Annotated in this window: 15 protein-coding genes; 13 read left to right on the top strand and 2 right to left on the bottom strand. The window is 66.9% G+C overall.

What is annotated here, in order from left to right; all coding sequences use genetic code 11:
* The first annotated feature begins 495 nt into the window (after positions 1 to 495).
* From FFS72_RS00295 to FFS72_RS00260, 7 genes are all read left to right on the top strand, one after another.
* On the top strand, positions 496 to 1,002 hold the full coding sequence (locus FFS72_RS00295; RefSeq protein ID WP_171018499.1) for an alternate-type signal peptide domain-containing protein: 507 nt from the start codon (positions 496 to 498) through the stop codon (positions 1,000 to 1,002).
* Between the two features lie 172 nt (positions 1,003 to 1,174).
* Complete coding sequence (locus tag FFS72_RS00290) at positions 1,175 to 1,786, top strand: SipW-dependent-type signal peptide-containing protein (protein WP_137872059.1); 612 nt, start codon at positions 1,175 to 1,177, stop codon at positions 1,784 to 1,786.
* Between the two features lie 7 nt (positions 1,787 to 1,793).
* Complete coding sequence (locus FFS72_RS26640) at positions 1,794 to 3,515, top strand: signal peptidase I (RefSeq protein WP_212744302.1); 1,722 nt, start codon at positions 1,794 to 1,796, stop codon at positions 3,513 to 3,515.
* 65 nt (positions 3,516 to 3,580) lie between these two features.
* Positions 3,581 to 4,108 (top strand): alternate-type signal peptide domain-containing protein, encoded by a 528-nt coding sequence (locus FFS72_RS00280; protein ID WP_137872058.1) that lies wholly within the window; start codon positions 3,581 to 3,583, stop codon positions 4,106 to 4,108.
* Between the two features lie 5 nt (positions 4,109 to 4,113).
* Positions 4,114 to 4,653, top strand: coding sequence for a hypothetical protein (locus FFS72_RS00275; RefSeq protein ID WP_137872057.1), 540 nt, complete (start codon positions 4,114 to 4,116; stop codon positions 4,651 to 4,653).
* Between the two features lie 10 nt (positions 4,654 to 4,663).
* A complete protein-coding gene (locus tag FFS72_RS00270; RefSeq protein ID WP_137872056.1) occupies positions 4,664 to 5,362 on the top strand; it encodes a signal peptidase I in 699 nt (232 codons plus the stop codon).
* Between the two features lie 246 nt (positions 5,363 to 5,608).
* On the top strand, positions 5,609 to 6,091 hold the full coding sequence (locus FFS72_RS00260) for an MTB12 C-terminal domain-containing protein (protein ID WP_249353058.1): 483 nt from the start codon (positions 5,609 to 5,611) through the stop codon (positions 6,089 to 6,091).
* Between the two features lie 89 nt (positions 6,092 to 6,180).
* On the opposite strand, the gene FFS72_RS00255 is transcribed toward FFS72_RS00260, so the two are convergent.
* Positions 6,181 to 7,338, bottom strand: a complete 1,158-nt coding sequence (locus FFS72_RS00255) for an Ig-like domain-containing protein (protein ID WP_171018498.1) — start codon at positions 7,336 to 7,338, stop codon at positions 6,181 to 6,183.
* A 554-nt stretch (positions 7,339 to 7,892) separates the two neighbouring features.
* On the opposite strand from FFS72_RS00255, the gene FFS72_RS00250 reads away from it, so the two are divergent.
* From FFS72_RS00250 to FFS72_RS00230, 5 genes are all read left to right on the top strand, one after another.
* The gene (locus FFS72_RS00250) at positions 7,893 to 8,963 is read left to right on the top strand and encodes a magnesium and cobalt transport protein CorA (RefSeq protein ID WP_502704065.1); all 1,071 of its coding nucleotides are present in this window, start codon (positions 7,893 to 7,895) and stop codon (positions 8,961 to 8,963) included.
* Between the two features lie 279 nt (positions 8,964 to 9,242).
* Positions 9,243 to 9,455 carry a dodecin gene (locus FFS72_RS00245; RefSeq protein WP_137872052.1) on the top strand — a complete coding sequence of 71 codons (213 nt, stop codon included), beginning with the start codon at positions 9,243 to 9,245 and terminating at the stop codon, positions 9,453 to 9,455.
* Between the two features lie 47 nt (positions 9,456 to 9,502).
* Positions 9,503 to 10,567 (top strand): ATP-dependent DNA ligase, encoded by a 1,065-nt coding sequence (locus tag FFS72_RS00240; RefSeq protein WP_137872051.1) that lies wholly within the window; start codon positions 9,503 to 9,505, stop codon positions 10,565 to 10,567.
* On the top strand, positions 10,567 to 11,640 hold the full coding sequence (gene ligD / locus FFS72_RS00235; RefSeq protein ID WP_137872050.1) for a non-homologous end-joining DNA ligase: 1,074 nt from the start codon (positions 10,567 to 10,569) through the stop codon (positions 11,638 to 11,640). The genes FFS72_RS00240 and ligD overlap by 1 nt, the downstream gene beginning before the upstream one ends.
* A gap of 91 nt (positions 11,641 to 11,731) precedes the next feature.
* Positions 11,732 to 12,319 carry an HdeD family acid-resistance protein gene (locus FFS72_RS00230; RefSeq protein WP_137872049.1) on the top strand — a complete coding sequence of 196 codons (588 nt, stop codon included), beginning with the start codon at positions 11,732 to 11,734 and terminating at the stop codon, positions 12,317 to 12,319.
* Positions 12,320 to 12,404: 85 nt separating this feature from the next.
* Here the strand turns inward: FFS72_RS00230 and FFS72_RS00225 are convergent, their stop codons facing one another.
* Entirely contained in the window at positions 12,405 to 12,983 is a 579-nt protein-coding gene (locus FFS72_RS00225; RefSeq protein ID WP_137872048.1) for a TetR/AcrR family transcriptional regulator, read from the bottom strand.
* A gap of 78 nt (positions 12,984 to 13,061) precedes the next feature.
* Here FFS72_RS00225 and FFS72_RS00220 point away from each other — a divergent pair, with 78 nt between their 5' ends.
* Positions 13,062 to 14,864: an ABC transporter ATP-binding protein gene (locus FFS72_RS00220; protein WP_249353057.1), complete on the top strand. Its 1,803-nt coding sequence runs from the start codon at positions 13,062 to 13,064 to the stop codon at positions 14,862 to 14,864.
* Positions 14,865 to 14,954: the final 90 nt, after the last annotated feature.

Here is a 14,954-nt window from a genome sequence, read left to right as displayed (position 1 = left end):
GAACTCGGCGTTGACGGTAGCAGCCCGTGCGGACCGGGAAGCGAGCTTCGGCAGTCCTGTTGCGATGGGATAGCTCGTCGGTCGTTTCGGTAGGCGTTCCGGAGTTCGGGCGGAACGGTGCGCCGGCAAGTCCAGCGCCCGATTGATATCGAATGATAGGCACGAATTTGGTTGCAGCGGCGGATATATGTGCAGGTCGGTAACGTAATTGCATTCTGTACGTTCGATCGCAACGCCAACTTGGACGTTCGACCAGAATCATCCGGATGAATGACAGAATTCCGCCGCGAGCCAATTCGCTGGCGTGGTAAACACTTCGCATCGCGATTCCGGCGTCGGCCACAGGGGCCGCTCCTGGACGCCACTGTCACCGTCGCGATCCCAGAACGAGCACGGACACGCACGAGCACCCGCACAACCATTACGTGTGCGCACGTAACTGATCCGAAACTCGATCCACAGACCCCAACGGGGTCCGACGAAAGCCGAGTTCAGATGAACAAGCAGACCAAGGGCGCCATCGCCGCCGGCGCAGCAGCCCTCCTCCTCGCCGGTGGCGCTGGGACCATGGCGGCGTGGAACGCCTCGTCGAACGTCGCAGGCGGCGCGATCAATTCCGGCAAGCTGTCGCTGGCGCAGGAAGGCGCCACGGGCTGGACCGTCAACGGAACCGCCGTGAGTGACATCGCGACCTACCTCGCGGTGCCGGGAGACGTGATCGTCTACAACGCAGCCTTCAAGATCGGTGCGGCGGGCGACAACCTCGAGGCAACCCTGGACGTCGACGAGGGTTCCATCTCCGGCGATCTGGCAGCCGCACTCGATCCCGAGGTCGCCGTCACGCTGAACGGTGCGCCGCTCGCCGGTGGCGTGATCACCGACGCGAACGACGGGCAGGTGGTCCAGGCTCAGGTCACCTTCAACTTCGATGCCACGGGCACGGCCTACCAGAACGTCGACGCCGACCTGTCCGACTTCACCGTCACCCTGACCCAGCAGTAGGGCGTTCGAAACCCACTCGCCTCTCCTCGGGCGAGTCAGTGAACACGCCGGCCGGCCGGTCCCAACCCCGACTGGGATCGTCCGGCCGGCGTCACACGAACAACGTTCCACCACAACGGCTTCCGCTTCGGCGCGCCACGCCCGGCACGACCCACGCACGAAAGGCACCCGCATGTCGCGTCACGAGAATCCCAGTACCCCGTCAGGATTCGGTGCCCGGGCACGCTCGCTCAGGGCGGGCGGCAAGGTGAGGGCCATCGCCTCGCTCGGCATCGTGCTCGGACTCGGCGCGATCGGAACCCTCGCCGCGTGGAGCGACTCCGCCACGGCCACCTCCGGAGTTTTCTCGACCGGCTCGATCGACCTGCAGCTCAACGGGAACCAGGGCAACCCCGGTGCCTACGCCTTCGCGACGTTGACCAAGACCGGAATGATGCCCGGTGACTCCGTGGCCGCGACGCTACCCGTGCAGAACACCGGTACGACTCCGTTCAACTACACCATGGTTGCCAACGCGACCTCGTCCGCGCTTGCGCCGCAACTGAAAGTGCTCGTCTCGACCGGAACGTCGAACGGTACAACGTGTACCGGCGGCACCGTGATCGCCAACAACCTGCCGCTGGTGTCCGGCGGTGCGGCGAACCTGATTCCCACGGCCCGGCCGCTGGCAGTCGGCGGCAGCGAAACCCTGTGCTTCAAGGTGACCCTCGATCCGAACGCGCCGGTGTCCGTCCAGAACCAGACGGTGAACACCTCCTTCAACTTCAACGCGACGACGGCCTGAGCGCACCATGACCAATCACGAGAACGCCCCAGCGTCCGGCCGTTCACGCGGCCGTGAGATCGCGCTCAACGTCGGTGCGATCGCCGGCCTGATCTGCGTGCTCGCCGCCGCAGCCTCCTTCCTGTTCGGCATCAAACCGCTCGTCTTCCGGTCCGGCTCGATGTCACCGGACATCCCGACCGGTGCCCTCGCCCTCGCGAAGGCAACACCCGCGTCCGACCTCGCGGTGGGTGATGTCGTCAGCGTCGAGAACGACCAGGGCGTCCGTATCACGCACCGCATTCAGGAGGTCGTCTCCACCGACGGCACCAATTCGGTGCTCATCCTCAAGGGCGACGCCAACAGGGACGCCGACATCTCCCCGTACACGGTGAGTGAGGCAGACCTGGTGTTCTTCAGCGTGCCCGGACTCGGCTACGCGGTGTCATGGCTGTCGTCACCCGCCGCGATCTTCCTCGGCGGTGCATTGGTCGGTGGCGTGATGGTGCTTGCGTTCGGACCGGCGTCGAAGCGCAAGGATGACAACGACTCCGACTCGGACGTGGATCCCGGCAGGGGCGGTCCCGGTGCGCACGAGGCAGTCGAGCATCCGGCTGCGCACGCACACAGCGGGTTCGACGCCCCGACCGAGCAGTTCCGGGCACCGCACCTGGCGCTGCGCCGCAGAATTCCAGCCCGCACCATGATGGCCGCGGGTGCACTCGGCCTGACCGCCATGGTCGGAATGACCGCAGGCACCAGTGCCGCGTTCACCGACTCGGCGGATGCCGCAACCTCATTCGCGTCGAGAAGCTCCCTGGTTCCGGCACCCAAGTACCTCGGCTGCACCACAGCGTCGGGCAACAGCGGACAGACACTGAGGTGGGAGCACCTCGGTCCCGGATACACCTACCAGGTTCAGCTGATCAACGCGTACAGCAGCACCGTGGCACCGTCGATCCCGGCGAACAAGGGCGATACCGTCACCCTCAACATCAGCACCTACAACAACATCTACAAGACCGCGGCGACGTCGTACGTCGAGGTTCGGACCATCCGCAACGGCGTGACCGGCACGTCGTGGATCGGCGAAAAGATCTACTCCAGCACTATTTGGACCGCCTGGTGCAATGGCGTCCATCAGGGCGGATCCGACCAGAGTTCGCTCGCCGCCCCGAGTGGCGGTGGCACAGATACCCTGGCGGCTCGGATGGCGGCTCCCGCCCCGACCACGACGGCGGCGCCGACCACGACGGTGGACCCGACCACGACAGCGGGTGCCTCCACCACCACGGCGGAGCCGACCACCACGTCCGCGACGACCACCACGACGGCACCGACGACGACGGTCGCACCGACCACGACCACTGATGCCGCGCCGACCACCTCGGCCGAGAAGTCCGTGGCAGCAACGGAAGCCACCACCACCGAGACCACGACGACCGAGGAGGCCGCGGCGGCCGCCGCACCGTCCGGCGACCTGGCGATCGCGAACACCTCCACGTCGGGTAAGTACACGGCAACGGTGAGCGGTACGACCGCGGCGATCACCGACGAGTCGGGTGCGCAGGTGTTCAGCAGCGCCGTGGGCAAGAAGGCGATCGTGCAGTGGGCGTCCGGCGCGGATGAACTGTGGATCATCGACGGCGACACGCTGTCGATGGTCGATGCGGCCACGGGTTCCGTGACGAACGTCGATCCGTCGTCCGATCAGGTGCCCGCCGAGATCGCTGTGCTCGTCACCAACTAGGGGGTTGCGCGAATGTTGTCGTATGCCGCTACCCCGCATGGGGTTCGACGAAAGCTGACCAACAGATGAACTCGAAGATGAAGGGCGCGATCGCGGCGGGAGCCGCCACGGTGCTGCTCGCGGGCGGGGCAGGCACGATGGCCGCGTTCAACGCCGGAACCGGCGGTGTCGGTGGCAGCGTCGGCGCCGGCAGCCTGGCGTTGGCGGCCGCGGGCAGCCCGGCCTGGACCGACGAGCACGGCGCCATCGACGTCGCCACCTATAGGGCGGTGCCCGGCGACGTGGTCACCTACACGGCCAGCTTCGTCGTCACGGCCAAGGGGACCAACCTGAAGGCGAACCTCGGCGCCGACAGTGGTGCCATCACCGGCGACCCCGCGCTGAAGGCGGCGATGGCCACCGCGGTCACCGCGACGGCCAACGGCGTGTCCCTGCCGTCGAATTCCGGTGGCGCGGTCGTCACCCCGGCGCACAACGGCAAGACCGTCAACGTCAAGGTGGTGTTCACGTTCGACCCGACCACGGCCGGTGCGGTGGCGCAGACCGCCCAACTGGACCTGTCCAACTTCACCATCACCCTGAAGCAGGTGTAGTCACCATGTCGAACAAGACTCGCTGGCTGGTCATCGGCGGCGCGGCCGTTGTCGGTGTGGGATTGCTGTCCGCACAGCAGACCGGGGCCCTGTGGACGCAGAGCCAGACCGTCGACGCAGGCACCATCCACTCCGGTGTCCTGGACCTGTCCGTCGGTGGCGACGGGCTCAGCTCCTATCCGTTCACCGCGCTCGCCGGCGCGAACCTGATGCCGGGCGGTTACGCGCAGGCACCCGTGAAGGTCTACAACTCGGGCAATGTGCTGATGAAATACCGGCTCCTGAACGGGGCGCAGTCGAATCCGGCTGTGCCGCTCGACCTCACGGCCTCGATCGTGCCCAACGAGGGGGCCTGCCCGGCGACCGGGAACCCGCCCGGCGCGACACAGTTGTACAACGGTCCGCTCATCGGCGCGCAGTTCGCCGAGCGGTCCGTGGAGCCCGGTGCCACGGAGGTGCTGTGCCTGCGAGGCACCATCGGCGGGGCTGCAGCGCACAGTCAGAGCACCACCGCGACATTCACCTTCTCGGCGCAGTCGCGCTGAGTGAGATTCCATGAGTGACGCGGTGCAGGACGAGGACCAGGACCTCGGCGTGTGGGGATGGGTCAAGAGCGTCGTCTCGTGGCTCGTCCTCCTGCTGCTGCTGGCGATCCTGATGCTGACCATCGTCATACCCAGGCTGACGGGCTCGACGCCGTACACCGTGCTCACCGGCTCGATGCGGCCGACCTATCCGCCCGGCACCCTCATCGTGGTGAAGCCGCACGACCCCGCGACACTCGGAGTCGGAGATGCGATCACCTTCCAGAAGGAGTCCGGGGATCCCGAGGTGGTCACGCACCGGATCATCGAGTCACGGCGCAACTCGAAGGGCGAGACCACCTTCGTCACCCAGGGCGACGCGAACCCGTCGCGCGACAAGAACCCGGTTGTGGCGGAACAGATCCGAGGCAAGGTCTGGTACAGCGTCCCCTACCTCGGCTACGTCAACACCGTGATCACCGGCAAGCAGCGGGCGGTAGTGATCGCGGTCGTCGCGGGCGGCCTCGTCGTCTACGCCGTCAGCATGTTCGTCGGCGCACTGCGGGACCGCACCCGTCGGAAGACGTCACCAACGGTCACCGCGGAGGTTCCGGTCGACGAGGCACCCACCTCGCCACTCGCGCGCGTGCGAAACCCGGACCGGCACCAGGTGTACGACGCCGACACGACCGTGATTCCCCGGATCGAGGGCGGCGGGCGACCTTACTGATCGCTACCCGCACTCGAACCCCTGCGCTCGAACCCCTTCGCGCAGACCGCCCCTGCGCTCAACGAGGTTGCGGAACCCGAGTGCGATGCCTCGTAGGTGTTCGAGGCGGCCGTTGATCGCCTCAACGGTGTCCGTTCGCCGGCCCGCGTGTCCGCGTTGACGTGGGCGGCGATCAGGTCCGGCCGTGGACTTTCGATCGGAGCCGAGTCGGTCGTATCGGTGCACACTGTCATGGTGAGGAAAGCCGTGAGGGGTGCCGGTGCTCTTGTCGCGATCACAGCCGCGTGCGCCTGTTCGCCGGTCGGTGACCACGAATCGCCTGCTCCGACCGTTCTCATCCAATCGACACAGTTCGCTCCGCCACCGCCGCCGATCACCGATCTCGTTCCCACTGCCGAGCAGCTGACCACGCTGTACAACGCCACAACCAACTACGCGATACGCGAGGAGGATCGGGCGCGACTCCTGGACGGCCCCAGCGAACAGGTATTGCAGATCGCGCGGTCCTGGGGTGCACTGCCCATGCCCCAATACATCCAGTTCACCACCGTGGAACCCGACGGCCCAGACCGTGTCCGTGCGCGTGGGCAGGGCCACGTCGACGGCATGGCCCCGTACCCGGTGGGGCCAATTCCTTTCGTGCGCTCCGACAACGAGTGGAAGCTGTCCCACCTCCACGTGTGCGGCGTCTTGGCCACGCTTCCGGGGCCCGACGGGGGTTGCCAGTGAGCCTGACCGTCGTCCGGCGCCGGTAGATCGACGAAGGCCCCCAGTCCGGAAAGGACTGGGGGCCTTCGACGTCAGGGCACGTGGGCTTGCTAGCCGCCGAGTGAACCCGTGTCCAGCGAGCCGGCCGAACCGCTTCCGCCGGGCTCGGGGGCCACGCTCGACACCGTCACGGTGTGATCAGCGGAGGTCGATGCCGCGTAGGTGCTGTCGCCGAGGTACTTCGCGATGATGACCTGCTCGCCGTCGACGCCGAACGACCGATTGATCTTCGCGACACCGTTCACCAGCGTCACGGGGTAACCGAGGTTGACGCCGTTGGCCGTGAACTGGACCGCGCCGGTCGCGGCGTTCGGGATCACCGTGGCGGTGAACTCGATGTTGGTACCGCGGTTGACGGCGGTGGCGCCGGAGATGGTGATGCTCGTGGACAGCTTCGTCGGATCCGACACCGTCACCGTGTGCGCGGCCGAGGTGGACGTGGCGAATCCGGTGTCGCCGGAGTAGACGGCGGTGATGGCGTGTGCACCGGCCACGGTGAACGTGTGCGTGTACGCCGCCACGCCCGCGGTCACCGCGACGGGCCCGCCGATGTCGGTCGCTCCGTCCTTGAACTGCACGGTGCCGGTTGCGTCCGCCGGGGCGATCGTCGCGGTCAGTTCGACCGAGGTGCCGACGACGGCAGTCTGGGTTGCGGTGACGGTGGTGCTGGTGGCCACGGCAGCCGGATCGAGCTCGAAGTCGAGGGTGAAGCCGGGGTCGACGGAGCCGTTCTGCGACTCGTTGCCTGCGTCGGCGGGCATCCCGACCACGAGCAGGACCTTCGCGGTCTCGCCCGGGTTCAGGTGGATGCTCTTGAGTTCGGTGCCGGGCAGTGCGACATCGTTGACCAGATTGACGATGTCGCCGGTCTCGTCGTTGATCTCGGCACGCACGTACGCCTGCATGTTCTCGGAGGCGGTCCAGTTGCCGAGGTACACCTGCAAGCGTCCGCCGTCGGCCGTGGTGTTCTTCGCCCAGAACGTGCTGGTGGATTCGCCACCCGGGATCAGTTCGCCGGACAGGGCGGGGATCTGTTCCATGCCGCCCCAGGTGGAGTTGTCGGCGGAGTACTGGATCACGCCGGGATCCGCCTGGGCGGTCGCCGGAACCAGCACGGCGCAGAGCGCCAGGAACAGAGCCGCGACCGCGCCGCCAATGACAGTGGCACTGCGCGCAACGCTGCCCTGTGTGTTGATGGTGGAAGTCATTGCGGCAGCGTAGAGGCAATATGTAGGTCGAGCGTCCAGAATGGTGGAGATTCTGGCGGCGTCACCTCGGCCGATCGTCCGGTGTTCGATCGCGGCTGTCGGTCGTTCGACGCGACGCCCGGCGAGTCGCCGCGACTCGCGGGCCACCATCGAGGGCTGCGTGCACCGCGATCGAGGGTGGGGAGGTCCCGGATGCTGGGACTGTCGGTGTCATTTGTCTGATTGGTGGCACGTGTGGCGTCGCGGTAGGGTACGCGGGGATTCAGGAGCGCCGAATGCGACTGTCGCAGGCGGAGCGTGACACGAGGAGGTGAGGCTTGCCGTGACAAGTCAACCTCCGAGTATCTGCCGAAGTCGTCGCTGAACCGTAGAGTTCCGCGCCTCGCGCAGCGGCGATTTCGCGTCAATCACATGTGCCCGCCGATTGTGGGCCGTCCGTGTTACCGACCTCCGCGAAAGCCGTCATCACCATGCGTGACATGCGTACCTTCCGTCCCCTCCTGCCGCGCCGCGCCGCCGACCCGACACGGGATTCGCTCGTGCCCGAACACTCGATGGCGCCGCACCCGACTCCGCCGACGCCGCGGCCCGTAACCGCTCCGATCGAGGCCAGCGTCGTCAACAGCGCCGTCTACCGGGACGGTGTGCGGATCGGATCGCCGTCGAACCTGGCGGAAGCGCTTCGCAGCCTGCCCGACGCGGCGTCGATGGCATGGATCGGCATGTACCGGCCGTCCGAGGAACAACTGCTCGCCGCCGCCGAGCAGTTCGGACTGCACGAACTCGCCATCGAGGACGCCATCGTCGCGCACCAGAGGCCCAAGCTCGAGCGCTACGGCGACACCCTGTTCGTGGTGTTGCGCGCGGCCCGCTACGTCGACGAAACGGAACGCGTCGACTTCGGTGAACTGCACGTCTTCTGCGGTCCGACGTTCGTGCTGACCGTGCGGCACAGCGAGTCTCCCGACCTCTCCGCGGTGCGCAGCCGCATGGAGCACGACCCGGAACTGCTACGGCTGGGTCCGGAGGCAGTGCTGTACGCGATCCTCGACGCCGTCGTCGACGGGTATGCCCCCGTCGTCGCGGGGCTGCAGAACGACATCGACGAGATCGAGACCGAAGTGTTCAGCGGCGACCCGAAGGTGTCGCGGCGCATCTACGAACTCACCCGCGAGGTCATCGAGTTCCAGCGCGCCACCAAGCCGCTGCTCGGCATGCTGTCCGGACTGTCGGCGGGATTCGAGAAGTACAAGACCGACGAGGAGCTGCAGCGCTACCTCCGTGACGTCACCGACCACGCGACGACGGTCGTCGAGCGGGCCGACGGATTCCGGCAGTTGCTGGGCAACATCCTCACCGTCAACGCGACCCTGGTCTCGCAGACGCAGAACGAGGAGATGTCGGCGCTGACGCAGGCCAGCTACGCGCAGAACGAGGAAATCAAGAAGGTGTCGGCGTGGGCCGCGATCCTGTTCGCGCCCACCCTCATCGGCACCGTGTACGGCATGAACTTCGACAACATGCCGGAACTGCACTGGGCGGGTGGCTATCCGTTCGCCCTCGGGCTGATGGCGCTGATCTGCGCCGGGCTGTACACCATCTTCAAACGCCGCGGCTGGCTCTAGCGCCCGTGAGTCCTTCTGGTCCGTAGCCGGACCGAAAGGACTCACCGGCGCCGCCGGCGCGTCAGCTCTGCTGCTGGCCCTTGCCGGTGATCTTCTTCCACTGGGTGCTGACCAGGTACTTGACCAGCAGTCCGTAGTTCTTGAGCTTCTCCATGGGTGTCCCCCTATGTCGGTTAAACGGAAACGTCGGCCGAAACTTGACCACAGTTACCGGCCGATCGGCAAGTGGCTGCGCCTACGCTGGACGGGTCTGGCATCACCGAAGAGTGAGGAAGACCCATGAGCGATCACGTGTACTCCGTCACCGAGGTCGTCGGGTCGTCGACGAAAGGCATCGACGACGCCATCGCCCAAGCCGTCGCTCGCGCGAGTGACACGGTCCGCAACCTGGAGTGGTTCGAGGTGGTCGGCACCCGCGGGCACATCGTCGACGGGAAGGTCGCGCACGTGCAGGTGACGATCAAGTTGGGCTTCCGCCTGGATGCGGACTGACCGCGCGTCCCCTCGCCAACCCGTGCCCGCTGGGTCAGGATGGGGGAGTGGACCTCCCCCTGAGCCCGCCCCTGCAGCCCATGCTCGCGAAATCCGCCCCCAGCGTGCCCGAGCAGCCTCCAGGCGAGGACCCCGTGTGGTCCTATGAGCCGAAGTGGGACGGATTCCGTGCCATCGTGTTTCGTGACGGCGACGATGTGGTCCTGGGGTCGCGGTCCGGCAAGGACCTCGGCCGGTACTTCCCGGAGATGCTCGACGCGATCCGCGAGGAACTGCCCGCGCGATGTGTGGTCGACGGCGAACTCGTCGTACCGCGGGAAGTCGGGGGTCGGACACGGCTGGACTGGGAAGCGCTGTCCGAACGTATTCATCCGGCGGCGAGCCGGATCGCGCTGCTCGCCGAGCAGACGCCGTCCCAGTTCATCGGATTCGACATGCTCGCCCTCGGCGACGACGACCTCACGGGTCTGCCGTTCGCGGACCGCCGTGCGGCACTGCTCGAATCGCTCGGCGGTGCCGAATCAGCCGGCGGCGACCGGTCCTGTCACGTCACCACGGCCACGACCGACGCCGCTGTCGCAGCCGAGTGGTTCCACACCTTCGAGGGCGCCGGACTCGACGGAGTGATCGCGAAAAAGCTTGCCGGTCACTATGTCCCGAACAAGCGTGAGATGGTCAAGGTCAAGCACTCGCGGACCGCGGACTGCGTGGTGATCGGGTACCGGCCCCACAAGAGCCAGCCCGGGATCGGGTCGATGCTGCTGGGTCTGTACGACGGCGACGACATGCACTTCATCGGTGGTGCGTCGGCGTTCACCGCGGCCAGGCGCGTCGAACTGCAGGAGATCCTCGACCCGCTGCGTGTCGGGGAGGACGTCGTCCACGACGGCGAGGCCAGCCGGTGGTCCGCGGGGAAGGACCGGCAGTGGGTGCCGCTCAACCCGGAACTCGTGGTCGAGGTGGCGTACGACCAGATGGAGGGCGATCGCCTGCGGCACGCCGCTCGATTCCTGCGCTGGCGACCCGACCGAGAACCCCGCAGCTGCACGTACGAACAATTGGAGGTGCCGGTGCGCTACGACCTCGCCGACGTCCTCGCGGGAGGTAAGTGATGGCGACTGATGAAACGAAAAGGCCGTCGCAGGCTCGGAGTAGGACCCCCGCGATCGAACTGGATGTCGACGGCATCGCCGTGCGGCTGTCGAGCCCTGACAAGGTGATGTTCCCGGAACTGGGAGCTGACGGCGGTACGAAGCGTCACCTCGCCGAGTACTACCGGACCGTCGCGTTGTTCCGCGAAGGCGGGATCATGACGGCGCTCGGACAGCGGCCGACGCACCTGCAGCGCTTCCCGGACGGGATCGACGGAGAAGAGGTGTACCAGAAGCGGATTCCCGCGAAGCATCCCGAGTACATCGAAACCTGTACCGTCACCAACCCGAACGGTCGCACCGCGGACGCCCTGTTGGTCCGCCAACCCGCCGACATCGTGTGGGCGGCGCAGATGGGCAACGTGACGTTCCATCCGTGGACGGTGCGGTGTGCGGACGTGGATCGGCCCGACGAACTGCGTATCGACCTCGACCCGCAGCCCGGCACCGGATTCGCGGAGGCCCGGGCAGTCGCACTCGACCTGCTCGCACCCGTCCTCGACGAGCTCGGACTGATCGGGTACCCGAAGACCTCCGGAGGTCGGGGTGTGCACGTGTACGTCCGGATCGAACCGCTCTGGGATTTCATCGACGTCCGGCACGCGGCGATCGCACTCGCGCGGGAAGTCGAGAGGCGCGCCCCCGACCGAGTCACCACCGCGTGGTGGAAGGAGGAGCGGGGCGCGCGAATCTTCGTCGACTACAACCAGACCGCCCGGGACAAGACGGTCGCCTCCGCGTACTCGGTACGCCGGACGCCACGCGCCACCGTCTCCACCCCGGTCACGTGGGCCGAACTCGTCGACGCCGAGCCCGACGACTTCACCATCGCGACGGTCCCCGACCTGCTGGCACGGCGGGGTGATCCGGCTGCGGACATCGACGCTGCCGCGCACTCCCTCGACGGGCTGCTCGAGATGGCAGAGCGGGACTTCGCCGACGGACTCCGGGATCTGCCGTACCCGCCGCAGTTCCCGAAGATGCCGGGCGAGCCGAAACGGGTGCAGCCCAGCCGGGATCGTGACCGGAAGTAGGCGTTTTCTGCGCGCGTTCCGGCCGACCCGCCAGTAGGCTCGCGAACGAGCGGGTGCTGGTGGACGCGCACCCCCTGGCGCGGAGGCTGCGATGACTGAAAGTCCGATCGTCGGAACGAACGAGGCGATTCTGCGGATCGCCAAGGACGTGTGGTGGCTGCTCCTGATCCGCGGCATCATCGCGGTGATCTTCGGAATCGTGGCGCTGGTGTGGCCGGACGTCACCGTCAAGGCGCTCATCGTCGTCGTCGGCATCTTCTGGATCATCGACGGCATCGTGTCCGCCGTCCGCGCGATCCAGGCCCGCAAGGTCGTGATGAGCTGGGTGTGGTGGTTGGCGGGTGCGCTGGTATCCGTGATCGCCGGCGTCGTGCTGTTCGTGTGGCCGGACCTGACCGCTCTCGCCTTCGCCTACCTGATGGGCTTCTGGGCGATCCTCGTCGGCATCCTCGAGGTCATCGGCTCGTTCCAGGTGATGGCGAACGGTGGGCAGTGGATCGGGTCCATGGTCGCAGGCGCCCTCGCGCTGATCTTCGGCCTGATCCTGGTGATCTGGCCCGGTTCGGGAATCACCGGGCTGATGTGGCTGGTCGGGATCTTCGCCATCGCATTCGGTGTGCTGTTCATCGTCGGCGCCTTCCAGGTCCGCAGTGCCGCCCGGCGGGCAGGCGTCGTCTGACGCCCGTCGTCGACGTCGACCCACAACGGCGAGGTGATCAAGACGATGCCGACCCTGCTCGGCAGACCCCCGTAGCGTCCAGTCCCTACGTCCGGGTACCGGTGAGCCGGGCGACGGTCTCGTCGATCGCCTCGAGCGCTTCGGTTCGGGAGTACTGCTCGTGGTTGAACGCTTCCCAGCCGGTGAGCAGACTCCACCACAGCATTCGCCTGATCCATCGGACCTGGAGATTGCTGGTGAAGGTGTTCTCGGCGAATCCTCGTTCCAGCAGATCGATCAGCGGCGCGTCAGTGCTGTCGAGGCGCATCCAGAACGCCGTGTTGGACAGGACCTGAGGATCGCCGTACACGAGGGCAAGTGTTGGGCCGATCTCGAAACACTCGTGGCTCATTCTCCGCAGTGCCGCGTCGGCCGGGCCCTCGGCGGGGCGCGCTCGCACCAGCGCGGCATCGAGCTTGTCCAGGGCGTGGTCGCCGAGTGCGGCGACGAGGTCGCTTCGCTCCGGGTAGTAGCGGTGCAGGGTGCTGCGTCCGACATCGGCGGCGGTGGCGATCTCACTCAGGGGGGCGGCATGGTTCTGACTGAGTATCTCGACGGCGGCGTCGAGGATGGCCCGTCGGGTTCGGGCTTTGGTGCCCGATTCGGGTGCTTCCGCGGTCGTCATGAAGTCAGATTAGCAGTGTGAAGTTTCCAAACGGAACATCCGTTGACATAAATGGGACATGCATGTACCACTATGGGTATGTCTGACTCCCCTGCGAAGCAGTCCTGGCCGAATGTACGGCTGCTGTGGTCGTTCGTCCGACCGAACCGCTGGTCGCTCTATACCGGAATGGTGCTCGGACTCCTGTTTGCTGCCGCAGGCATCGCCATGCCGATGATGATCAAGGTGATCCTCGATGCACTCGCGCGCGGCGAGAGCATCGCGGTCCCGGCCGCAGTGCTCGGCGGGCTGTTGGTCTTCGCAGGCATGCTCGGGTTCGTCTACTACAACCTGATGGGAGTGCTCGCCGCCCAGGTCGTGTTCGAGGCGAGGGAATCGATGGTTCGGCGCTACTTCCGTGCCACCATCGCAAGCATCGCCAAACGGCCGTCGGGCGAACTGGTCACCCGCGTCACCTCCGACACCGTGCTGCTGCGCGACGCCACGTCGACGGCCCTCGCCCAGGTCGTCCTGTCCGGGGTGTCGATCATCGGGACCCTCGTCATGATGACCGTGCTGGATCCCATGCTGTTCCTCGTGGCCTTCGGCGGTCTGGTCCTGGTCGGAGCAGCAGCCGCGGTCCTGATGCCTGCAATGGGCAGGTCGCAGCGACTGTCCCAGGAATCGGTCGGGAAGTTGGGAGGCAGGCTCGAAGGAGCGCTCCACGCGATCCGCACGGTCAAGGCGTCCCGCGCCGAGTCCCGTGAACACGAGCGGATCATGGTCGACGCCCGTGAGTCCCGACGCCACAGTGTCAGCGCCGCACGCCGAGCCGCCGTGGTGTGGGCCGTGGTCAGCGGCGGCATGCAGCTTGCCATCGCGGGCAGCCTCGCGTTCGGCGCGTGGCGGGTCGGCGCCGGTGCACTGGAGGTGTCGGGCCTGGTCGCGTTCCTGCTGTACGCCTTCCAACTCGCGCCGCCGGTCACGCAGCTCGCGGCGGATCTCTCGACAATCCAGTCCGGATTCGCGGCGGCGTCGCGAATTCGCGAGGTGGAGGAAATGGAAGTCGAGGAGATCGACGGTGACGACACCGACGGCTCCGACTCCCGCGACAACGTCGTCGTCGGGCTGCCGAGCCGGACAGTCGCACCAGTGGCGCCCGTCCTCGAACTCGTCAACGTCACGGCCCGCTACGCGCCGGGATCCGAACCGGCCCTGCGCGACGTCGACCTGGCCATCCCCTCCCGAGGTCACACCGCCATCGTGGGTCCGTCCGGGGCGGGAAAGACGACCCTGTTCTCCCTGCTGCTGCGCTTCCTGCACGCCGAGGACGGCGAGATCCTCCTCGACGGCTCGCCGTACAGCCAGCTGCCGTTCGATCAGGTGCGGTCGAGGCTCGCCTATGTCGAGCAGGAGACGCCCGTCATCCCCGGCACCGTCCGGTCCAACGTGCAGTTCACCTACCCGGAGGCGACCGAGGACGAGATCTGGGACGCGCTCCGTGCCGTGCACCTCGATGACACGGTCCGTGCGATGGAGAACGGACTCGACACCGACCTCACGTCGACGAACGTCTCCGGCGGACAGCGTCAGCGCATCGCCGTCGCGCGGGCGATCGTGCGGCGTCCCGAGGTGTTGCTGCTCGACGAGGCGACCGCGCAGATCGACGGCCGTACCGAGGCCGCGATCCAAGAGGTCATCACCGAACTCGCGGAGACCGGCGCCGTCGTCACCATCGCGCACCGGCTGTCGACGGTCATCGACGCCGACACCATCCTCGTCATGGAGAAGGGTCGGATTCGGGCACGGGGCACCCACGCCGAGCTGATGCAGTCCGACGACCTGTACCGGGAACTGGTGACCGCCCTGAGGATCTCGACGGACGTGGCACTGGCCGGCTGATGCGGCGACGCGCCGTCGCTCACCGGGTGACGACGGCGCGTCAGCGGTATCCTCGGGCGATGGTGGGCCCGGCGTACGCGAATCCGATTC

This window comes from Rhodococcus sp. Q (assembly GCF_005503035.1).
Taxonomy (GTDB): domain Bacteria; phylum Actinomycetota; class Actinomycetes; order Mycobacteriales; family Mycobacteriaceae; genus Rhodococcus_G.
This window is presented reverse-complemented; position numbering and strand designations above follow the sequence as displayed.